Origin of the sequence: Bradyrhizobium sp., assembly GCF_036009065.1 — a bacterium.
Taxonomy (GTDB): domain Bacteria; phylum Pseudomonadota; class Alphaproteobacteria; order Rhizobiales; family Xanthobacteraceae; genus Bradyrhizobium.
This window is the reverse complement of sequence record NZ_DASYMN010000328.1, coordinates 1-21,969: the sequence shown is the minus strand read 5'-3', so window position 1 is coordinate 21,969 and position 21,969 is coordinate 1. Positions and strand designations below refer to the sequence as shown.

Annotated in this window: 18 protein-coding genes; 13 read left to right on the top strand and 5 right to left on the bottom strand. The window is 62.7% G+C overall.

Annotation, left to right across the window (positions count from 1 at the left end; translation table 11 throughout):
* Nucleotides 1-9 precede the first annotated feature (9 nt).
* The 8 genes from VGP39_RS20365 (at nt 10) to VGP39_RS20330 (ending at nt 10,373) form a co-directional block, all read left to right on the top strand.
* A complete protein-coding gene (locus tag VGP39_RS20365) occupies nt 10-2,484 on the top strand; it encodes a S8 family serine peptidase (RefSeq protein ID WP_327569894.1) in 2,475 nt (824 codons plus the stop codon).
* Between the two features lie 465 nt (nt 2,485-2,949).
* Entirely contained in the window at nt 2,950-3,834 is an 885-nt protein-coding gene (locus tag VGP39_RS20360; protein ID WP_327569893.1) for an FAD binding domain-containing protein, read from the top strand.
* A complete protein-coding gene (locus VGP39_RS20355; RefSeq protein ID WP_349256805.1) occupies nt 3,831-4,415 on the top strand; it encodes a (2Fe-2S)-binding protein in 585 nt (194 codons plus the stop codon). The genes VGP39_RS20360 and VGP39_RS20355 overlap by 4 nt, the downstream gene beginning before the upstream one ends.
* Nucleotides 4,412-6,820 (top strand): xanthine dehydrogenase family protein molybdopterin-binding subunit, encoded by a 2,409-nt coding sequence (locus VGP39_RS20350; RefSeq protein ID WP_327569892.1) that lies wholly within the window; start codon nt 4,412-4,414, stop codon nt 6,818-6,820. The genes VGP39_RS20355 and VGP39_RS20350 overlap by 4 nt, the downstream gene beginning before the upstream one ends.
* Complete coding sequence (locus VGP39_RS20345) at nt 6,817-7,794, top strand: amidohydrolase family protein (RefSeq protein ID WP_327569891.1); 978 nt, start codon at nt 6,817-6,819, stop codon at nt 7,792-7,794. Before VGP39_RS20350 ends, VGP39_RS20345 begins: the two co-directional genes overlap by 4 nt.
* Nucleotides 7,795-7,837: 43 nt before the next feature.
* Nucleotides 7,838-8,806 carry an ABC transporter substrate-binding protein gene (locus VGP39_RS20340; RefSeq protein WP_327569890.1) on the top strand — a complete coding sequence of 323 codons (969 nt, stop codon included), beginning with the start codon at nt 7,838-7,840 and terminating at the stop codon, nt 8,804-8,806.
* The gene (locus tag VGP39_RS20335) at nt 8,803-9,618 is read left to right on the top strand and encodes an ABC transporter permease (RefSeq protein WP_327569889.1); all 816 of its coding nucleotides are present in this window, start codon (nt 8,803-8,805) and stop codon (nt 9,616-9,618) included. Before VGP39_RS20340 ends, VGP39_RS20335 begins: the two co-directional genes overlap by 4 nt.
* Nucleotides 9,615-10,373, top strand: a complete 759-nt coding sequence (locus tag VGP39_RS20330) for an ABC transporter ATP-binding protein (protein ID WP_327569888.1) — start codon at nt 9,615-9,617, stop codon at nt 10,371-10,373. Before VGP39_RS20335 ends, VGP39_RS20330 begins: the two co-directional genes overlap by 4 nt.
* Nucleotides 10,374-10,783: 410 nt before the next feature.
* Here VGP39_RS20330 and VGP39_RS20325 read toward each other — a convergent pair whose 3' ends face one another.
* Together VGP39_RS20325 and VGP39_RS20320 are read right to left on the bottom strand one after the other, a co-directional pair.
* Nucleotides 10,784-12,133: an MFS transporter gene (locus tag VGP39_RS20325; RefSeq protein ID WP_327569887.1), complete on the bottom strand. Its 1,350-nt coding sequence runs from the start codon at nt 12,131-12,133 to the stop codon at nt 10,784-10,786.
* A 73-nt stretch (nt 12,134-12,206) separates the two neighbouring features.
* Complete coding sequence (locus tag VGP39_RS20320; protein WP_327569886.1) at nt 12,207-13,076, bottom strand: phytanoyl-CoA dioxygenase family protein; 870 nt, start codon at nt 13,074-13,076, stop codon at nt 12,207-12,209.
* A 140-nt stretch (nt 13,077-13,216) separates the two neighbouring features.
* Here VGP39_RS20320 and VGP39_RS20315 point away from each other — a divergent pair, with 140 nt between their 5' ends.
* Complete coding sequence (locus tag VGP39_RS20315) at nt 13,217-14,182, top strand: LacI family DNA-binding transcriptional regulator (RefSeq protein WP_327569885.1); 966 nt, start codon at nt 13,217-13,219, stop codon at nt 14,180-14,182.
* Between the two features lie 63 nt (nt 14,183-14,245).
* On the opposite strand, the gene VGP39_RS20310 is transcribed toward VGP39_RS20315, so the two are convergent.
* The 3 genes from VGP39_RS20310 to VGP39_RS20300 all read right to left on the bottom strand — a co-directional run bounded on the left by VGP39_RS20310 (nt 14,246) and on the right by VGP39_RS20300 (nt 16,687).
* Complete coding sequence (locus VGP39_RS20310) at nt 14,246-14,407, bottom strand: hypothetical protein (protein WP_327569884.1); 162 nt, start codon at nt 14,405-14,407, stop codon at nt 14,246-14,248.
* Between the two features lie 129 nt (nt 14,408-14,536).
* The gene (locus VGP39_RS20305) at nt 14,537-16,201 is read right to left on the bottom strand and encodes a hypothetical protein (protein WP_327569883.1); all 1,665 of its coding nucleotides are present in this window, start codon (nt 16,199-16,201) and stop codon (nt 14,537-14,539) included.
* Nucleotides 16,202-16,222: 21 nt separating this feature from the next.
* A complete protein-coding gene (locus tag VGP39_RS20300) occupies nt 16,223-16,687 on the bottom strand; it encodes a hypothetical protein (RefSeq protein WP_327569882.1) in 465 nt (154 codons plus the stop codon).
* Between the two features lie 543 nt (nt 16,688-17,230).
* On the opposite strand from VGP39_RS20300, the gene VGP39_RS20295 reads away from it, so the two are divergent.
* The 4 genes from VGP39_RS20295 to VGP39_RS20280 all read left to right on the top strand — a co-directional run bounded on the left by VGP39_RS20295 (nt 17,231) and on the right by VGP39_RS20280 (nt 21,834).
* Nucleotides 17,231-19,621 carry a TonB-dependent receptor gene (locus VGP39_RS20295; RefSeq protein ID WP_327569881.1) on the top strand — a complete coding sequence of 797 codons (2,391 nt, stop codon included), beginning with the start codon at nt 17,231-17,233 and terminating at the stop codon, nt 19,619-19,621.
* A gap of 98 nt (nt 19,622-19,719) precedes the next feature.
* A complete protein-coding gene (gene exbB / locus VGP39_RS20290) occupies nt 19,720-20,520 on the top strand; it encodes a tonB-system energizer ExbB (protein ID WP_327569880.1) in 801 nt (266 codons plus the stop codon).
* Nucleotides 20,521-20,524: 4 nt separating this feature from the next.
* On the top strand, nt 20,525-20,956 hold the full coding sequence (gene exbD, locus VGP39_RS20285; protein ID WP_327569879.1) for a TonB system transport protein ExbD: 432 nt from the start codon (nt 20,525-20,527) through the stop codon (nt 20,954-20,956).
* Nucleotides 20,957-20,961: 5 nt separating this feature from the next.
* Nucleotides 20,962-21,834: an energy transducer TonB gene (locus tag VGP39_RS20280; protein WP_327569878.1), complete on the top strand. Its 873-nt coding sequence runs from the start codon at nt 20,962-20,964 to the stop codon at nt 21,832-21,834.
* The last annotated feature ends 135 nt before the right edge of the window (nt 21,835-21,969 follow it).

The window sequence follows — 21,969 nt, the reverse complement described above, 5'->3', positions numbered from 1 at the left end:
TGATCGACCATGTCCGACTCCTCAACCCAGGATCCCGATTTTCGAAACAGGTTCAAATCGTTTGTGAGCCGCGTCGCCCAATCCGTTAAGGCCGGGGCGGCTCGCGCGGTCGATCTGATTTCCAGCATCGGGACAACGGAGGTTCAGGGGCCTGCGAGTCCTGCGGCCACCATGCAGACTGTGGCCGGGTCCGCGGCCCAGACGAAATACCGCGTCGTGGCCTATGGAATGGACGACGGCCAAATCAATTACGCAACCGAAGTGCTGTCCGCCAATACGACGAGAACGCCCGCCTTCGTCTCGGGCGATGCCGACGATGCCGCGATTCAAAAGCTGCGCGAGCGCGGCCTCGTCGTGGAGACCTTGTTCGAACTCGACAGTGATGGACGGGCGAAAAGTCTTCGGCCGGAGACCCCTGGCCTTAGTGCGCGGCCGGTGTCGGGCCGGCCTCGTTCCACGGTATTTTCGACCTCGTTGCGGGTCGACGACCCCGTTCCGATTCCCGACCTCGATCTGTCGCAGCCGAATGTCTACCTCATTCACATTCCCGATCCGTTGCTTCAGGAGTATCTGTCGGCACTGGCCGGGCTCGGCGTGCAAATCATGGACTCCTTCCGGAACGGCTTCTACTCCGCGTTCCTTACGTTCGATCAGGTCACTGAAGTCCGCAAGCTCGGCTTTGTCGCCGACGTGGAACTCTATGATCGCAGACATACCTCGCCGAGCCGGGCGACCGTCACTTCCACGCTCGCACGCACAGCTGCGGTTTCGCACGAGCCGGTGAAGTACGACGTTGTCTTGCACCGCCCGGAAGATCTCGAGGAAGTCAAGACCTGGCTGGTGGCGCACGATGTGACGATCGAGGCCAGCGGCCGGAAAAAGATTCGGATATCCTTGCCTGAGAATTCGCCGATGCGCACTGAGATCGACGACCTCACGGCGGTGAAGCGTCAGGAACAATATGTCGAACCCAGGCTTGCCAACGACCTCGCGCGAGTCCTGCTGAGGCTCGACGCGCCGCCGGCGATGTCCGGTTTTCCGGATGGGAGCGGCCAGATCGTCGCGGTTGCCGATACCGGCATTGATCAGCAGCACCCGGATTTCGCCGGGCGCATTGCAGCCGCGATCGGCTTTGGCCCGGACGGCAAGACCGATGACTTTCATGGCCACGGCACCCATGTTGCGGGATCGGTGCTCGGCAGTGGGGCTGCATCCAACGGGCAGTACCGGGGCACCGCGCCCGCCGCCAAGCTGTATTTTCAGTCGCTGCAACGCAATGGCTCGCCGCTGGGGGCGTTGCCGGCCGACCTCAACGATTTGCTGCAACCTGCCTACGATGCGGGCGCGCGCATCCACAACAACAGTTGGGGCGCCAAGGCCTTCTCCACCTACCCGATCCATTCCGAGGAAATCGACGAGTTCATCCACGCTAATCGGGACATGCTGGTGGTCGTGGCCGCGGGAAATGAAGGGCGGGCTGACCAACGCGAAAACACTCAGGCCGGGATCGTCGACTGGCTGTCGATCTGCTCGCTCGGCACAGCGAAGAACGTGCTGACCGTCGGCGCGAGCCGCAGCAACCGTACCGAGGGCGGCAAGAGCAAGCAGAGCTGGCGCGATTTTTCGCCCTGGTATCCGGACGCGCCGATCGGCGACGAAACGACGGCCGGCGATCCCGAGTCGCTGGCGGCATTCAGCAGCCGCGGACCTTCGGACGACCGGCGCATCAAACCGGACGTGGTGGCGCCCGGCACCAACATCATCTCGGCGAGGTCGGCGTCGGCGGACGGCGCGATCTACTGGGGCGACGTCACCTCCAATCCAAAATATGCCTATTGCGGCGGGACCAGCATGGCGGCCCCGTTGGTCGCGGGCTGTGCCGCTATCGTACGCCAATACTATATGGAGAGGCATAACCACAAGCCGTCGGCGGCGCTGCTGCGCGCCACCATCATCAATGGCGCGCGCTGGCTGGCCGGCCAGGATGCAAACCAGAGCAATCCGGAAGGCAAGGTTCCGCCTGCCAACTACGATCAAGGGTTCGGTTGCGTCGACATGACGACGACAATTCCGAACCCGGCTAACCCATCGCTCGCACTTACCTTCTTTGACAAATGGAATAGCCAGGAGCGGCGACTCAATCGCACCGGCGACGTCCAGCGCTTTGCCTTGAAGGTCAATGCCGGAGCGACGTTGCGTGTCTGTCTTGCCTACACGGACCGGCCGGCGCGCGGCGCGCAGAACCAGGTCGCTTTGCTGGTGCGCAAATCAGGCGGGGGCGAAATGCTCACCGGCAATTTCCAGTTGCGGGGCTCGCTGGGGAAAATAGATCGCGACAACAACGTGCAGGTCGTGCGTATTGCAAATGCGGCAGCCGGAATTTACGACATCCAGATTTCGGCCACCAACTTGCGCGAATCACAGGACTTCGCGTTGGTCGTAACCGGCGATCTCGGCACGGCAACGCTTCAACCGCTGGGCTAGCATGGTTTTGCGCAAGGTTTGCTTTGATTTTCATCCGTCCGTTGGCCAATGAAAACCCCGCTGGATTCACATCTGCCGCCAACCAACCCCGCCGTCATCCTGAGGCGCTCGCCGCCTTCGGCGAGCCTCGAAGGATGGCCACAAGTGCCTGCGGCCATCCTTCGAGACGCCGCGCAAGCGCGCGGCTCCTCAGGATGACGGCGGAATGTTGTGTGGTTCGGAAAAGGACTGGCCAGCCTGCATGCCTGGCTGGATTGCTTGAGTTGTGTTTGACAATTTCTGACCGGGGCTTCTATCGTTCCTGCAAGGCGGCGAATTTACAAGCCGTTCGGGAAGGGAACACGCGTTGATCCACGAAATCCGGGACTGCGGGAATGCCGAGGGCCGTGCCGATGCCCTGCGCGGCGGGCCTCGCCGCGACGTTGCGGCCCTGACACGTTATCCGGCTTGCTGCCCTGCCAGCTCATGAAACCTGCGGCTTTCGACTATGTCAGGCCGGCGTCGCTTGCCGAGGCCTGCGCATTGCTCAGCGCCGACGAGGATGCGCGCCTGATCGCCGGCGGACAAACGCTGGTGCCGATGCTTGCGATGCGGCTGGCGCGCCCGGCCAGGTTGATCGATATCCTGCGGCTACCGGAGCTTGCGGGAATCCGCGCCGAAGCAGGCGCAATCCTGGTCGGCGCGACGACGCGGCAGGCACTGGCGGAGCGCGACCCTGTCATACGGGCGTCGGTGCCGATGCTGGCGCGGGTGCTGCCGTGGGTCGGCCATCCGCCGACGCGCAATCGCGGCACCGTCGGCGGATCGATCGCCAACGCCGATCCATCGGCAGAGATTCCGCTTGTGGCGGTAACGCTCGGCGCCGAGATCATGCTGGCGACCGCCGAGGGCCCGATTGCGGTGGCCGCGCATGATTTCATTGTCGGGCCGATGCAGACCACGATCGGGCAGGGCGATTGCATCAGCGCGATCCGGTTTCCGGTCTGGCCGCAGCAGCGCATCGGCGTGGGCTTTTTCGAGGTCAGCGCGCGCCGGTCGGATTTTGCCTTTGTCGCCGCCGTGGCGCAGGTCGCGCTCGACGAAGAGGACCGCTGCATCGATGTCGCGCTGGGCCTGGGCGGCGTCGGCGATCGCCCGTTGCGGCTCGATGCGTCGCCGCTGATCGGCAGCAGGCTGGATGCGGCGTCCTTATCCGACGCGGTCAATGCCGCGTCGCACGAACTGGAAGCGACCGGCGATCTGCACGCCAGCGCCGCGTATCGGCGCCGCGTCGCCGTCACGCTGTGCATTCGCGCGCTCGAACAAGCCCGCGCCGACGCGGCCGCCAAACGGGCGGAAGGCCTGCGATGAAAATCGAGTTGCGCATCAACGGCGCCCGCCGCAAGGCCGACCTTGAGCCGCGCAAGACGCTGCTCGATACGCTGCGCGAGAATTTCCTGCTGAGCGGCGCCCATGCCGGCTGCGAGCACGGCGTCTGCGGCGCCTGTACCGTGCTGCTCGATGGCGAACCGATACGCTCCTGCCTGATGTTCGCCGTGCAGGCCGACGGCTACGAGATCACCACCATCGAGGGACTTTCGCCCGCGCCGGGCGAGCTCAGCGTGATCCAGGACGCGTTCTGCGAAACCCACGGGCTGCAATGCGGGTACTGCACGCCCGGCATGATTCTATCGGCACATGCGCTGCTGCAGAATACGCTGACGCCAACACGCGAGGATATCGTCGAGGCGATCTCGGGCAATATCTGCCGCTGCACCGGCTACGGCCAGATCATCGAGGCGGTGCAATTCGCCGCCGACCGGCTGCGCAAGGCCAATACTCCGCAGCCGCATCATGGCGTCCCGCACGACGCGACCGCGGAACGCGATGCTCCCGTGGAGGGCGTGCTCGAGGCCGCGGAAGCCGATGAGCCGGCCGAGGAGGCGAGATGAGCCCCGATCCCTTAGCCTTCCGGTTCGTCTCCACCAACCGGCGCGTCCGCGAAGACCGCCGCTTCGTGGCGGGACAGGGCCGCTTCGTCGCCGACGTCGCGCTCGAAGGCATGCTGCATGTCGCGGTGCTGCCGTCGCAGCATCCGGCGGCGCGCATCGTCTCGATCGATGCCTCGGCGGCATTGGCGATGCCGGGCGTGCACTACGTGCTCGCAGGCGATGAACTTGCGGCCGCCACCGATCCCTTGATGAACGGGCTCGATACGCCCAGGGTGCGGCGGCATCCGCTGGCGGTCGGACAGACGCGTTATGCCGGCGAGTGGGTTGCCGCCGTCGTAGCAGAGAGCCGCGCACTTGCGGAAGATGCGATCGAACAGGTGCGCGTCGTCTACGAGCCTCTGCCATTCGTGCTGAACGCGGAAGATGCATTGGACCTGGACAGTCCGCCGGTGCACCCCGCACACGGTTCCAACGTGCTGCTCGACCGCACTTTTGTCTGGGGCGAAGTGGAAAAGCATTTCGCGGAAAGCCCGCGGCATCTGTCGTTCCGCGTGACCTGGGGGCGCAGTTCGACCGTCCCGATCGAAACATTTGGCGTCGCCGCGTCCTGGGATCCCTGGCGCGAAATGCTGGACGTATGGGCCTCGATCCAGATGCCGAAATATCCCGACCAGATCGCCCGCGCGCTGCGGATCCCCGCCAACGGCGTGCGCGTGCACCAGGATGTCGACGTCGGCGGCAGCTACGGCGTCAAACGCGGCATCAAGCAGACCGTGCTGGTGGGGCATCTGGCGCGGCGGCTCGGCCGTCCGGTACGCCTGATCGAGGACCGGCTCGACAATATGAGCGGCGGCGATGCCCACGGCCCGGAGCGCATTTTCGACGTCGATGTGGCCTTCAACGACGACGGCATCGTCAGGTCGATGAAGATGAAGGCGCTGGATAACGCCGGCGCCTATGCCGGCCGGGCGCCGTTTCAACTGGGCAAGCCGATCGGCGCCATCGTCGGGCCATACAAAATCGAAAGCGTGCAATATCGCGCGCAGTCGGTCACGACCAACAAGGCGGTGCAGGAAGCCGTGCGCGGTTTTGGGCAGGCGCCGACCAACTATGCGATCGAGACCGCGATGGACAAGGTTGCCGCGGCGGTCGGGCTCGAACGCATCGAGGTCCGCCGCCGCAACTTTATCCGCGAGGAAGAATTCCCGTATCTGATCCCAAGCGGCAGCACGTATGACAGCGGCGACTATCACACCGTGGTCGACAAGGTGTTCGCCCACATCGATTTCGCCGCGATGGAGCAGGAGCGCGAGCGCTTACGCGGCTCCGGGATGCTGGCCGGCATCGGCATCGCGGCGTGCCTGGAGCCGAGCGGCGCCAACTCCGCGTTCGAGCCGCTGCTCAATGAAAAGAACACTACAACGACCTGGATGGATTCCTGCCGTATCGTCATCGACGCGCTCGGCTTCGTCACCGTCACGATCCACAACACCTCGTCGGGGCAGGGCCACGAAACCCTGGTCGCCACGGTAATCGGCGAAGTGCTGCAGATCGAGCCGGATCTGATCCGGGTGATCCGGCCGGATTCGCTGGCGTGCCTGCCGTCCAACTCGCCGGTCGGCAGCCGGATGGCGATCATGCTGGGCGGCGCGGCGTTTCATGCGGCGCAGAAATTGAAGGCAAAGCTGACGCGGATCGCCGCGCATCAATTCGGCGCCGGCGAGGACAAGGTGGTTTACGCCTCAGGCAGCGTCACCAATCCGAAGGACGGCAAACAGCTCGGCTGGGCCGACATCGTCAACATCGCGCATCGCAACTATCATCTTTTGCCTGAGGGCATGGAGCCCGGCCTCGAGAGCACGCATGTGATGCAGGTGCCGACCGGCGGCAAACTGCCGAAAGACGGCCGCGTGCAGATGTATCCGTGCCACTCCTTCGAGTTTCATGTGGTGCTGATGGCGATCGACCCCGCGCTCGGCAAGCCGGAAATCAAGCGCTATGTGATCGGCCACGACTGCGGCACCGTCATCAATCCGCATATCGTCAGAGGCATGACGCTGGGCGGCGTCGCGCATGGCCTCGGCGCCGCGCTGCTGGAGGAATTCGTCTACAATGACGAGGGACAGTTGATCACCCAGAGCTTCATGGATTACCCGCTGCCGTCCGCGCATGAGGTCCCGGAAGTCGAGATCGTGCATCATTGCACGCCGTCGCCCTACACGGTGTTCGGGCAGAAGGGCTCCGGCGAAAGCGGCTATCTCGGCGCGCCCGCGGCGATCTCCAGCGCGGTCAACGACTGCGTGGCGCCGCTGGGCATCTCCTTCAGCAAGCTTCCGATCCGCATTTCCGTGATCGGCGATGCCATCGCCGGCGCGCAACACGGCAAGCAAGAGCAAATGAAATGATCATCGACTGCCACGCCCATCTGGTGCCGCCCAGCCTGCTGGATGCGATCCGCGCGCAGGCCTCGCACTTTCCGTCGATCCGGCTGATCGAGGACGGCGGCAGCCTCGGCTTCAGCTTTGCCGGGGCTAAGCCGACGCGCCCGGTGTCAAAACCGCTGAGCGATCTGCCGGCGCGCCTGAAATGGATGGATGAGCAGAAGATCGAACGCCAGGTGGTCGGCGGCTGGCTCGACATGTTCGCTTATGAAGTCCCGGCGGAAGAGGGCGCGGCATGGTCGCGCCTGATCAACACGCATCTGGCGCAAACCGCAAAGAGCGAACCGCGGTTCGTGGCCTTGGCGACAGTACCATTGCAGCACGGCGCCCGCGCCGCCGAGGTGCTGCGCGAAGCGCACGCCGCGGGCTTCAAGGGCGCGATGATCGGAACGCAGCCCAAGGGCAAGGGCGGCGTGCTGGACGATCCCGCGCTAAAGCCGTTCTGGGAGGCCGCCAACGAACTCGGCTCGGTGGTCTTCATTCATCCGGTGTTCGAAAGCGGCGACGACCGCGTGCACGATTACGGCATGGCCAACGCCGTGGGGCGCATCACCGACACGCTGATCGCGATGTCGCGGCTGATCTACGCCGGTCACGTCACGCGCTTTGCCAATGCGAAGATCGTGGCCGGGATCGGCGGCGCGGCGCTGCCTTATGTGATCGGACGGCTGCGACGGAACTATTCGCTCGACAAGGAAAAACTCGGCGATCCCGATGCGGCGCTGGCGGCGATGTATTACGACACCATCGTGCAGGACCCGCGCGCGCTGCGCTATCTCGCCGATATCGTCGGCGTTGACCGAATCATGATGGGATCGGACATGCCGTTTCCGATCGGTGACCTCGCGCCGCTGAAGATTGTCGGCGAAACCGGTTTTTCGGACAGCGAGCGCGCCGCGATCAATGGTCGCCTTGCACAGCGCCTGTTCGGCCTGTGAGAATGCGGTGTAGATCGAGACAGCAGGAATCCGGAGAGTGGTCATGAACAGAATTTTCGCGATCCTTGTTTGCATCGGGGCAGTTTTCCCGGCGGCATCCCGTGCACAAGCGCCGGAGCCGTTGTCCATCGTGATATTCGGCCCGCCCTCGCTCGGCGCGTTTCTGCCGCCGGTGATCAAGGCGCAAAAGCTGGACGAGAAGAACGGCCTTGCGATCAAGTTCGAGGAACGCACGCCCGATGCCTACACCGCGCAGTTCAATTCCGGCGAATTCCAGCTCGGCGGCAGCGCATCGCTGCTGACGGTCGGCCTTGCCGATGTCCGCGGCGTCAAGGTCACCTATCTGTTCAACCTGTTCGATTTCTGGGGCGCCGTCGTGACATCGCGGCCGGACGTCAAGACACTGAAGGACCTCGAAGGCAAGGAGGTCGCGGCGGCCAAGGGCACCACCAACTGGGTGATGTTCGACTGGTTCGCGCGGCAGCTCGGCGCCGATACCGCGAAATTTTCGGTGATCAACACCGCTACCCCGGGCCTGATCGGCTACGCGCTGGCGGATCGCGCAGCGGCGGTACAGCTCTGGGAGCCGGCCTATACCACGCTATTGTCGAAGAAGGGCGACATGCGAACCATCGACATCGCGATTGCCGACAGCTGGAAGAAGTTCACCGGCAGTCGCAATATTCCCTATCTCGGCGTCGCCGCACACGTGGCCTGGGCCGAAAAGAACCAGAAGCTGATCCCGAAACTGTACGCGGCGTACAAGGAAGCGTCCGAATGGGTCACGGCGCATCCCGAGGACGCAGCCAAATTGATCTTGCCGAAGGGAACGCCGGACGACCACAAAGCGATCGCCGAACTCATTCGCGCCAATGACCGGCTCGGCATGAATGTGCAGTGGGCGTCCGACGTGGCCAAGGAAATCAGCCTGGTCTATTCGGCGGGAAAATCGATCGCCTTCCTGCCCACCGATCCCTCCGCTTCGACGATCTATCGGGCGCCGGGCAAATGAGCGAGACCGCGCCCCAAGCCGGATTATCGCCGCTGGCAATCGCGTTGCTCGCGGCGCTGAAACGGGTCGGGTCGTCGGTGCTGCCGTTCGTCGTGGTGATCCTGCTCTGGCAATTCGCTTCGCTGTTCTTTCCGCGCTTCCTGTTTCCGTCGCTGATCGACGTGTTCTGGCGCTGCATCGAGATCTTTTCCAGCGGCACGATGTTCGCCGACGTGCTGGCGACGATCCTGCGCATCCTGGCCGGACTTGCCGGTGCATTCGTCATCGGCGGGGCGCTGGCGCTGTCGATGTTCCGCTCCCGCGCCGCCGACAATTTCCTGTCGCCGATCCTGACGCTATTCCAGGGCATCCCCGCGCTGTCCTGGGTGGTGTTCGCCATCATCTGGTTTCATGGCGTCGAGTTCCGCATTCTCTTCATCATGGTGATCACCACGCTGCCTGCATTCACGTTTCAGGTGCTGGGCGCCCTGCGCGGAATGTCGCGCGACCTGATCGAGATGGTATTCAGCTTCCGCCCGACCCGGGCAAAACTGTTCCGGGTGATGATCGCGCCGGCGATCCTGCCGGACATTCTGACGGCGTGGAAAGTCAATCTCGGCAACGCCTCGCGCGTCGTCGTGGTCGCCGAGCTGGTCGGCGCCACCGGCGGCGTCGGCTATCAATTGCTGCAGCAGCAGCAACTGTTCGACATGGCTGGCGCGCTGGCCTGGACGCTGCAGCTGGTGTTCTTCGTATTGCTCGTGCAGGGCGCGCTGACGCTGGTTGAAAATACGGTATTTCGCTATCGCGCCGTGTCGGAGCGGGCGATATGACCGACGCCGAGGCCGTTATTCACCTCGACCGCGTATCCAAGGTATTCGGCAAGGTCGGCACCGATACGGCATATCGGGCGGTGGACGACCTCAATCTCGACGTTCGCCCCGGCCAGATGCTGGCGCTGCTCGGCAAGACCGGCTGTGGCAAATCGACGATCTTCAACATGATCGCGGGCTTGACCGAGCCGACCAGCGGCACGGTGCGCGTTGACGGACGCGATCCCTTCGCAGATTTCGATTCGTTTCGCGGCAGAATCGCGATCGTGTTTCAGAACGACCGGCTGCTGCCATGGCGAAGCGCGATCCAGAATGTCGAGCTCGGCCTCGAGATGCTGGATCTGCCCGCGGCCGAGCGGCGCGAGACCGCGCAGCTGTGGCTTACAAAACTCGGGCTCGGCGGCCACGAGCACGACTTTCCGCACGCGCTGTCCGGCGGCATGCGCCAGCGCGTCTCGATCGCGCGTGCGTTTGCAACCAACGCCAAACTCCTGCTCTGCGACGAGCCATTCTCCGCGCTGGATGAATCGACCGCGGGACGGCTGCGCGCGGAATTCGTCCGGCTGGTCAAGGAAAACGGCAAGACCGCCGTGTTCATCACCCATTCGATCAGCGAGGCGCTGGAGATCGGCGACCGCATCGTGGTGATGAAGCGCCCCGCGATGATCGCCTACGATGTCAGCTTTGACGGTGGCACCGGCCGCGAAGAACGCGAGCTCATTCGAAGCCGGATCGGCGAAGTGCTCGCGGCGTGATTGTCGTCATTGCGAGGAGCGCAGCGACGAAGCAATCCAGTCTGTGTCAACAGTCTGGATTGCTTTGCTTCGCTCGCAATGACGACAGGTCACAGCCACAGCCACCAGGCGCGAGTCCGAATTCCGTGAACTAGAACGACGGTTTTCATCTTCGCGGCAGGCGGACAGGGGCGACTTGCCCGTGCCGCTTGAAAAAACCGGGAGCGTGCGCGGCTGCACGCCGCGCCAGGCGGCCTAACCACTTCACACGGCGCGCTTTTTCGTCCCGCCGGCGCGCTGCGAGGCCGCGGCTTGCCTTCAGTTCGCCGCAACGCGCCCGAGTTTGCCGCAAGACTCGTCAATTCCGGCGCCAGCAGCCGGGCATGCAGCTTAAGCCCTTCAACCGGCGTTAAGATTTCGTCCTCATGGCCTTAAGCCTGCAACGGCGCCGCTGCCCGCATCGCGACGCCGTCGGCAGTGTTGTCGACCGTGATGCTTTCCTCATAGGTTTCCGGACCGCACCAGACCGCGAAGGCTGTCAACGCCGCCAGCACGGCCGCGTAGCAGGCCACCGGCCACCAGCTTCCGAACGCGGCCACCAGCGCCGCCGCCACGAACGGCGCCGGTCCGCCGGCCAGCAGCGACCCCAGTTCGCGGGCAAAGGCGAATCCGGCGAAGCGCCGCTGTGGTGGAAACAGTTCGGCGAAATAGGCGGCCTGCGGTCCGAACATCGCCGCCGTCACCACGGCGCGTGCGCCGATGAAGGCGACCGCGATCCAGATCCATTCCTTGGTGCCGACCAGGAGAAAGAACGGGAAGGCCCAGACGATGCCGGCCAGCGCCCCGAAGATGTAGACCGGCCGCCGTCCGATGCGGTCGGAGAGCGAGGCGAAGCCCACGATCGTGAACAGTTCAATGACGAAGGCGAGCATCAGCGCGCTCAGGGCATCGGCCTTCGGCACGCCCAGCGTGGTGATGACGTAGCTGAGGCCGAACACCGGAAACAGATAGCCGAGGCCGTTTTCAGCCAGCCGCGCCCCGAGCACCACGAAGAAATTCCGCGGATGCCGCTTCAGCGCTTCCATCGCCGGATTGCGTTCGATCTTGCCGCGCGCGACCACGGCTTCGGTAAACACCGGCGTTTCCGTTATCTTCAGGCGAACGTAGATGCCGACCATGATCAGCAGGAAGCTCGCCAGGAACGGCAACCGCCAGCCCCATGACATCAGATCCTCGCGCGGCAGCAGGGTGACGAGCGCGAAGGCGCCGGCCGCGAGCAGATTGCCGACCGATACGCCGAGCGGGGCAAAACTGCCCCAGAAGCCGCGATGCCTGGGCGGCGCATTCTCCACAAGGAAAATCACCGCGCCTCCATATTCGGCGCCGGCTCCCAATCCTTGCACGACGCGCATGGCAACCAGCAGTGCCGGCGCCCAGTAGCCGATCTGCGCGTAGGTCGGCAGCAGGCCGATCAGCGTGGTACCGACGCCGATCATCAGCAAAGTCGCCACCAGCACGGGTTTTCGCCCAAACCGGTCGCCCATGATGCCGAACAGAATGCCGCCGAGCGGCCGCACCACAAAGCCAACGCCGAAGGTCAGGAACGCCAGCAGCGTGCCGACCACCGGATCGCTTTTGGGAAAGAACAACTCCCCGAACACCAGCGCCGCGGCGGTGCCGTAGAGGAAGAAGTCGTACCATTCGAGCGCGGAGCCGATGCTGGCTGCAAGGATCACGCGCAGGCGCGAGCGATCGGCACTATCGGATATGATCTGCGTCATCGTTTCCCCGTTTTGATTTTTTGTCATTGCTTGTCGCGAGCACCCGCGCATCACGCGGGTGCGGTCGCAAAGCTCATGCCGCGCGGGTAAAATAGGATTTCTTCGCCGCGGACTGGGTTTCGTAGATCGACCCCTGCCGCTTTGCAGGAGGCAGCGGAATCCGCACCGGAACGTTGGTCATGCGCGGCGCCAGCACCGGATCGCCCAACAGCAGGCGGCTGTTGAACTCGTCGAAATCCTTCACGCCCATCAGCGGCCAGGCGTCGCTTGCCGCGACCTCGTACAGCAGCAGATTGCGAGGCCGGTCCGACGTGTTCATGGCCGAGCCGTGCAGGGCGCGGACGTGATGGAATGACATGCTGCCGGCGCGGCCCATGCAGGGCACCGCGCGTTCGATTTCGCTCTTGATGAGATCCGGGTCGATCAGGCCGGCAAAGCAGCCGTCCTCGCCGTGATGGTTCCAAACCTCGCTGGTATGCGTGCCGGGGGTGACCAGCATCGGTCCGTTGCTGAGGTCGCAATCGTCCAGCAGCACGCCGATGGCGAGCACGTCGTCATTGGTGTGCGGATAGAACGCCCAGTCCTGATGCCATTCCACCGGCGAGCCGTATTGCGCCGACTTCATGTTGAGCTTGGAGCCGTGCAGCCGTAAGCCCGGGCCCAGCAGCTTCTTCAGGATGTCGAGCACGGCCGGGGACCGCACAATCTGGTCGAACAGCGCGTGCACCTTGTGCGGCGTCTTGATCCGGCGCACCCGCGGGCTTTCCGCAGTATGGCCGGGCTCGAGGTCATAGACATCGGTGTGTTCGAGGATTTTGGCCGACCCCGCAACCAGCTCCCCGATTACAGCGCGCACCTGGCCGAGCGTCGTCGCGTCCAGCACCTCGGGCACCACGATGACGCCGTCGCGTTTGTAGGTCTGCACATCCTTCTCAGAAATCATACCGGTCGTCTCCTGGTTGCGCTATCATGACTGATGTTAGCGCTGTCATTTGCCTTAGACAAGGCAGAATCGTGTATTCCTGATCTGCATTGGCTAAGTTGACTTTGATGAGCACCCCAGAATCTGACGAGCTGCGATCCGTGCCAACGCTATCCGCCGTGGCCAGACTGGCCGGCGTATCGGCGATCACCGTCAGCCGCGTTGTGCGCCTGCCCGGTCTCGTCGCGCCGGAAACCCGGAGGCGGGTCGAGGCGGCGATGCGGGAATTGGGGTATGTGCGAAACCAGGTGGCCGGCGCGCTGGCCAGCGCCCGCACCGGCTCGGTCGGCGTGCTGGTGCCGACGATCGCCAATTCGATATTTGCCGACACCGTGCAGGGCCTGTCCGATGAGCTGGAGCCGCTCGGCTATGCCGTGATCCTGGCGCAGTCGCGTTATGATGCCGCGCGCGAAGATCATATGCTCCGGGCGCTGCTGTCGCGGCGCCCGGAGGCGCTGATCATGGTAGGCTCGCCGGCGACGGATGACGGCGCGCGGCTGCTGCGGCGTGCCGGTATTCCGATCGTGGAGACCTGGGATCTTCCGGCCGCGCCGCTCGACGCCGTCGCCGGATTTGACAATTATGCCGCCGGCGGCGCGGTCGCGCGGCATCTGCTGGCGCAAGGCCGCCAAAGCCTGGCGTTCATCGGCGGCGACGATCCGCGCGCGACACGCCGATGGCATGGATTCGACGACACCGCGCAAGCTGCTGGGGCGAAAGCCCCGCGCCGGTTGATCCTGGACCGCAACGCCTCCGGCAGTGTTGCCGCGCCGGCGGAATTGCCCGGCGTCGATGCCGTGTTCGCGGCCAACGATGCACATGCGATCGGCTTCATGTGCGGCTTGCGAACGGCCGGATTATTGCGAAACGACACGGCCGCGCGGCAGCCGGTCGCGGTCATCGGCCTCGGCGATCTCGAAATGGGCCGTCTGATCGCCCCGAGCCTGAGCACCATCCGCGTTCATGGCGACGCCATCGGCCGCACCGCCGCCAAGCTGATGCTGACGCGCAGCGGGCCGCGCCATGTCGATCTCGGTTTTGAACTGGTTTTGCGGGATAGCGGCTGAAACGCGGTATTATGGCGCAAACGCCATACCGGGCGGCCGATTGACGGCCATTGTCTCGCTCTCTCAGTGAGTGTTGGTATCGTGCCACTTCTCTAAATCAGGCTTGGGCGCGCCGTCGGACCGCTGTTCTTTTTCGACCGGGCCATTCCACGGTTTGTCGGTCTGCTTGGTGTTCTTTTCGTCCGTTTGCTGGCGCGGATCGTCGCCGGGTTTCTCTTTGCTCATAAGGCGTTAATTCCGAGCCGTCCGGCTTGTTCCAGGGGGAACGATTCCAATATCGTTCGCTCCCTGGCGCTCGCGCCGTGACGCATTACTCTTGCGAGGGGGCACTGGCGCCGTCGCGCGCAATCCTCCCTATGATTTCGCGCATCGACCGTTTTCCGCCTTGGACGTGTCCACGCCGGCGGCGCTCGCACGATGCGCGTGCACGATGGTTTGGTATGGCGAAACATTCTGGTAACCGGCGCGTGTCGGAACGCGGATTTCGAAATGGAGATGTATGGCCGTCGCGCCAAATCGAACGTTCCCATCCGACAGAGGCCCGTTCTTTTCCACCCTCATAAGACGATCAGCGTGGGCAAGAATGCAGCCCCGCTTCACTTCATGTGGGCCAGCCGTACCGATGATCGCGTCAAGCTCAGTCGGTTTCATATGTCTGTAGATGTAATCGATGTTCGAGCCATTCACGTCTGACAAAGTCACGGCGGGCTGCGTCGGGAACCGGCGGAATGCGATAGCGTCCAGCGCAGCACGTAGCGGATGTTTGATCGTAGAATCCTTCCACTTTTCTCCCCACATGTCTTGGCCTGCGTGGCCTTTGCCTTCGGGGCACGTAAACAGAGTCCCCGTTGCCCTCATCTCGCAAAAATTATCTCTCCATTCGTCCGGCGCACTTTTTGCAATCGTGAACCCGTCCGGCGTTTTGCAGGAGGTCCCACCGTCTGTTTCTCCCTCCTGACACTCTTCGTGTATTCGATAAACCACCGTTTGGCCGACCGCAGACATGTCAGTTGGAAATAGGATGGGGCCGTATACGTTACTGTCCTTTGATCCGCCTGCACCCTTAACACCTGAAAACGGAATAATGTCCCCGGGGTCGCCATAGATCTTCATTGCTTTTCCGCTGCTTTTGACCGCGTTTGCCAGATCGTTTACTTCCTTGCCAAGTCGCTGTATCGGATCATTAACCTTGGCGGTCTGCTGACCGCGTGGCGCGCCGCCGACAAACGTCAGCCTGGCGATGATCTCCAGAGCCAAATCCTTCACGTGGCAATCCGGATCGCCTACCTCGTCACAAAGAATATTCACTTCCACCAATGCCCCTGCAAACGTGCAGGGTACAGCGGCCTCGATGTCACGGAAGTTCCCAGCCCCGGTTTCGCCAATATCGCGTTCATATTGTTCAAGGTCTTTGAAGGAATTGTTTCGCGCGTTCGCATTTGAGCTTGCCTTTCTCGCATCCGCGATGAAGTCCGCGCAGGGCTTTAGCGGGGGTAACGGGTCTATACTGGGGATCTTGTAGAAGAGGCTTGATCCCGAAACCATGACCGTGGAACTATTTTTCAGTCCAAAATAGGCGCGATAACCGTAGGGTCCCGGGTGAAACGCCAGGGATTTGAACTTGCCGAAATACACCGCCGATTTCTCGGCACCCTGCGATGAGCCGGTGCGAAGAAAATCATCGGACAGCTTCCTGACATCGAATGGAAGTAGTACTGGCGATCCCGCGAATGCAATCTTTGGCCGTATTGGGAATATCAGCGCGTTGATGGTCGCAAGGTCCTGCTGGGTGTCCGGGTTGAGCCCGTCGACCGCGCGTCCGCGCGCAACTTGCTCCTTGATCGACGGGATATTGCGTAGCGCTGCGAGGTTGTCCCCAGCCTGGTTCTTGTATTCCTCGATGGCTGCCTTCCAGTCGATCGCGGCGGGCTCTGTAGGAGCCATTTGAGCCGCGGCGGCCGAAATGAAAAGAACAAAAGCGATCAACTGCAAAGACCAGCGCAAATATCGGCTACGCATCGATGAATGTCCTTACCTCGTTTAATTATGCATAGTGATCGGGGCTTGCTGCGAACACTGCGCAGGCGAGCGAGAATGTCGGATCGGTTTCACCGGATCGCCTGCCGGCTGCGGATCAAGCAGCACCGCGAATTCATTGGCCGGCTTGTCAGGCTCATCAAACAGCTTCATTTGAAAACGGTGCATGCCGCAAGCATTCGAGGTTGGAGGACCCGGGCTGAACTCCGGAGGTGCGAGCCTCGAAACCAAGTTACTCCATCCCAAATCCAACGATTTCAAACGTATCGACGGTGAAAAAACCGGCGTCCAAGACCTGTCTGATTCCAGAATGGCCTTCGCGACCATCTTCATTCGTTCGGCGCGTGCCTCACTTGGCCGACCCTTAGCGACCTGCGCGCAACCCATCAGGGACACCGCTGCCAAGGTAGTCCCCGCCTGTCGCACAACTGTCGGCGGCGCGAAAAAATACCATACCTCGATAATCACATGCCTAATATGTCCAGCTGCAGCAATTTCCCAACGTCTCACAACTTATAATGGTTGTGAAGAGGAGAGGGAGGTCTTGTGTGCGCTTAGGGTCTTTGCCGAAACCTGTCACCCCTTCGCGATCGCGCTATCGTGCGCAGGGTTCGCCCCGCCCGGGAAATATTCCCGCCCAAAGCGTGCTGTTTTTCCAATTCTGCGCGCAGTGATACGTTTCAATCGGCGGCGCTGTGCTGCTACCACGTTGACTTTCCCCGTCCGAGGCAGCCGCTCCGGACGGTTTTTTTCGTCGGGTCCGTTGTCCGTCAAGTTTTACCAAATCGGGAATTTTTCCCGAATCCCGGGACAATCATTCCCGCTTGGTGTGGTTGTTTTTTGTTTGCCTGATCGGCGCCGCTCCTACAGTCTTTGAGGCAACTTGCCGAATTTCGTCGGGTACAACGACGAAACCGTCAGGAAGGGTGGGCGCCCATGGTTCGCAGTGAAAAGCCAGCTGCAAGAAATTGCTTGTCGCGTATCGCACGTGCATTCGGGGTTGTGTACCCAATGGCGGCTATTTGTATCGCGGCACTGTCCGCTACGGCCCTTGCACAGGAACAGGAGCTTCCTGCAATTCAGGTCATCGCCAACACGCCGCTGCAGGGCTCAGGCGTCGATCGCGACAAGATTCCCTCCACGACCTCTTCGGTCGATGCGGCCGATTTCCAGCGCACCTATTCGGCTAACCCCACGGACACGCTGTTCCGGCGTATTCCCGGCGTTACGCTCTCCGATCCCAATGGCAACGGCGCCCAGCAGGAAATCCGCTACCGCGGCTTCGCTGCTTCGCCGGCGCAGGGCACGCCGCAAGGCCTCGCGGTTTACATGAACGGCGTCCGCATCAATGAGTCGTTCGGCGATACGGTGAACTGGGATTTGATCCCGACCAACGCGATCCAGCGCGCCGACGTCCTCACGGGCAATCCGGTCTTCGGCCTCAATGCGCTCGGCGGCGCGATCAGCCTGCAGATGAAGAACGGCTTTACCTGGCAGGGCTTTGAGCAGGAACTGCAAGGCGGATCTTACGGGCGCGTTCAGGGGGCCATGCAATATGGCGCTCAGTCGGGAAACTGGAGCAGCTATATTGCAGCGCAGGCCATTCACGATGATGGCTGGCGGAAAGCGTCGCCGGCCAATCTCGGCCGCTTCTATGGCGACGTCGGCTGGCGCGACGACCGCGCCGAATTTCACATCTTCAGTTCGCTGGCGTCGACGTCCTTTGGCGTCGCCGCCGCGACCCCGATCCAGTTGCTTAATCAAAGCTGGAACTCGATCTATACCACCCCGCAGACAACCAGGAACGAGATGGCGACGGTTGGCGTCAACGGCAAATACGCCTTGACCGACACCTGGTCGCTGCAAGGCAATCTGTACACCCGCCTGTTTCACCAGACCCATGTCGACGGCAACGATGCCGACATTGAACGTTGCAGCGCCGCTTCTTCCTTCCCGGGATCATTGTGTATTGAAGATGACGGATTTGCCCGCCCGGTGCCCTTTGTCGGCGCGGCCGCGCTGGCGTTTCGCAACCAGTTCGTGATCCTCAATGCCAATAACCAGCCGATTCCGTGCCCGGCCGGTGCAGGAAATACCTGCGCGACGGTGCCTTATGGCACGATCGACCGGACCGATACGCAATCGAAGACGTTCGGCGGATCGTTGCAGGCGACCAACGACGACAAGATTTTCGGCCACGGCAATCATTTCGTGTTCGGGGCCAGCATCGACAACGGCAACTCGGCGTTCAACGCCAACAGCACGCTGGGCTTCATTTCGCCGGACCTGAATATCGGCATCAATCCGGCGATCCCGGGCAACGGCTCGATCATCCACACGCTCGGCAATGTCGGCTACACGCCGGTCGGCATCAACACCAAGAACACCTATTACGGAATCTACACGACCGACACCTTCGACATCACCGACAAGCTCGCCGCCACCGCCGGCGGGCGCTACAACATCGCCAAGATCTCGGTACTGGACGTCATGGGCACGAGTCCGGATCTGAACAGCGACTCGACCTTCTCGCGTTTCAATCCGGTGGTCGGCGCAACCTACAAGATCGCGCCGTGGATCACCGCTTATGGCAGCTATTCGGAGTCCAACCGCGCGCCGACGCCGCTGGAGCTTGGTTGCTCCAACCCCACCAAGCCGTGCCTGCTGGAAAGCTTTTTGGTGTCCGATCCGCCGCTGCAGCAGGTGGTCGGCCACACCTATGAAGCCGGCCTGCGCGGTACGGCGCCGTTGTGGGGCGGGTCGTTGCAGTGGAAAGCCGGCCTGTACCGCACCGACAGCGATAACGACATCGTCAATCTGGCGAGCTTCATCCAGGGACGCGGATTCTTCCAGAACGTTCCGCAGACCCGGCGGCAGGGCGCCGAACTCTCCACCGAATACAAATCGGACCGTTGGCTGGTGTATTCCGGCTACAGCTTCATCGACGCGACTTATCGCTTCACCGCGGATATTGCCTCACCCAATAATCCGATGGCCGACCCCGACGGAAACATCCACGTGGTTACAGGCGACCGCATTCCCGGCATTCCGCAACATCAATTCAAGGCCGGCGCGGAGTACCTGGTCACGCCGGAGTGGAAAGTCGGTGGCGACATGGTCGCCGTCGGACCGAAATTCTTCGTCGGCGACGATGCCAACCAGAACCCGAAGCTGCCAGGTTACGTGGTCGTGAACCTTCACACCTCCTATCAGGCGACCAAGAACGTCACGCTGTTTGCCGTGGTCAACAATCTGTTCAACAACAAATACGCGTTGTTCGGCACCTATTTCGAGCCTCAGGGAACGGCGAAGGCGGGCCTGCCGATCGTCTTGACCGACCAGCGCACCGAGGTTCCGGGCCAGCCCTTCGCCGTCTATGCGGGCATCCGGGTGAAGCTATAGCTGGCTCTCCGCGGCGATGCACAAGCGGATTTCTCGCCCAAAGAAAGCCGCACAGACTTCGTCATCTTCTGTAAAGTCTGACGATGCGGCGAACAAAAATGAATGCGAAAGCCCGGTATTTCCGAAAGGCCCGCGCCTTGACCGCGCTGTCCATCGCCTTGTGGCCAGCCGCTGCCGGCGCTGCAACCGATGCCGTATTGCTGCCGCGCAATCTGTCGCCGTGGGGCATGTTCGTAAATGCCGACATCGTGGTGAAGGCGGTAATGATCGGCCTCGCCCTTGCGTCGCTGGCGACGTGGACGGTGTGGCTGGCCAAGACCATCGAACTTCGCCGCGCCACCAACGCTGCTAAACGCCACCTCGGCCTGCTCGAAAGCGACACCACGCTGGCGGACGTCGAGCGTGACAGCCTGGATGGAAAGGATGCCGTCGCGCAGATCATTCGATCCGCGGCGCGCGAAGCCGCGCTGTCCGACGGCATTATCGATGACGCCTTAAAGGAGCGCATCGCGCTGCGGCTGGAGCGGGTCGAGGCTGCGATGTCGCGACGGATTGCGCGCGGCACCGGCGTGCTCGCGACCATCGGCGCCACCGCGCCTTTTGTCGGACTGTTCGGCACGGTGTGGGGCATCATGAATTCCTTTATCGGCATCTCCGAGGCGCACACGACCAACCTTGCCGTGGTCGCGCCGGGCATCGCCGAAGCACTGCTGGCGACGGCACTCGGCCTGGTCGCGGCAATCCCTGCGGTCGTGATCTACAATTATCTGGCGCGTTCGATCGCAGCGTATCGTGCGCTGCTCGGCGACGCTTCGGCGCAGGTGCTGCTGCTGATCAGCCGCCACGGAAGTCTTGAAGGCGGCCGGCGGGCGCCTCGCGCCGCACGCGCTGCGGAGTAGCACGATGGCTGCCCGATTGGGAATACGCGCGCGTAGCGGCGATTATGATCTCGCCGAAGCCCACGAGATCAATGTCACGCCGTTCATCGACGTGATGCTGGTGCTGCTGATCATCTTCATGGTGGCGGCGCCGCTCGCCACCGTCGATCTCGGCGTCGATCTGCCCGCCAGCGCCGTGGAGGCGCAGCCGCGACCGGACCAGCCGGTGTACGTTACCGTCAAGCCGGATCTGTCGATTGCGGTTGGCGAGGACGTCATTGTACGCGACGCGCTTGCCGCAACGCTCGACACCGCGACAAAGGGCCAGAAGGACGAGCGCATTTATCTGCGTGCCGACAAGACCGTCAGCTATGGCGACCTGATGGAGGTCATGAATCTCCTTCGTAACGCCGGCTATCTCAAGATCGCGCTGGTCGGCCTCGACGGGCGGACCTGATCGACATGAATGCCTTTGTTCTGCACGAATTCGATGATCGTGCCGCAATGGTCCGCTGGAGCGCGTCGGCCGCGATCATTGCCGCACTTCATGCCGCGCTGATTGCGCTCGGCGTGGCCTGGTATACGCGTGCGCCGCCTCCAGGCGTGGCGCTTCCGACGATCATGATCGATCTTGCGCCGCCGTCGGCGCCGGCGGCGCCTAGCGTGCAGCCGCTGGATCTTCTGCCGGGACCGGAGATGCGCGAGGCCGACCCGCCACCGCCGCCACCTGAACCGTCGAAACAGGAGGCGATTGAAGAGCAACTCGCGCCGACGCCGCCGCAGGAAAATCCCGTCGTCGAGGCACCGCCTGAGCAGAAGGTAGAGCCTTCGCCGCCAAAACCTGAGCCGGCCAAAATCGTTCCCGACCAGCCGAAGCCGATTCCGGTGAAGCCGAAGCCGATTCCGGTGAAGCCGAAGCCGCTCCGTACCGAGGTAAAAAAACCGGTTGACACATCACCGGCTCCGCGCACCAGCGCCCCGCCCAAGGCGGAACGCCGGGCGTCGCTCGCACCCTCATCTGCCACCGCCGGCGCGACTTCAGCGGCGGCGCTCGCGTCCTATAATCAACGCGTGGCCGCGCATCTGCAGCGCTTCAAGCAATATCCATCCGGTGCAAGAGCTGCCGGCGAACAGGGCACCTCACGCCTCAGCTTCACGCTCGGCCGAAGCGGGCAGGTGCTCGGCAGCCGTCTTGCGGGGTCGTCGGGTCACCCCTCTCTCGATGGTGAGACCCTGGCGATGGTCCGTCGCGCGCAGCCGTTCCCGCCGATGCCGCCTGAGTTGCAGCGGGCGTCGATGAGTTTCAGCATCCCGGTGCAGTTTTCGATCCGCTAGAGCATGTTGTTTTTTACCAGAATCGGGATTCCAATTGGAGCGGATTTCTGATTCAAACTTCATGCTGGGAACAGGGGGCCAGCATGGATGACGCGACCCTATTCGGAAGATATTCGCGAACGCGCTCTGGCGCGT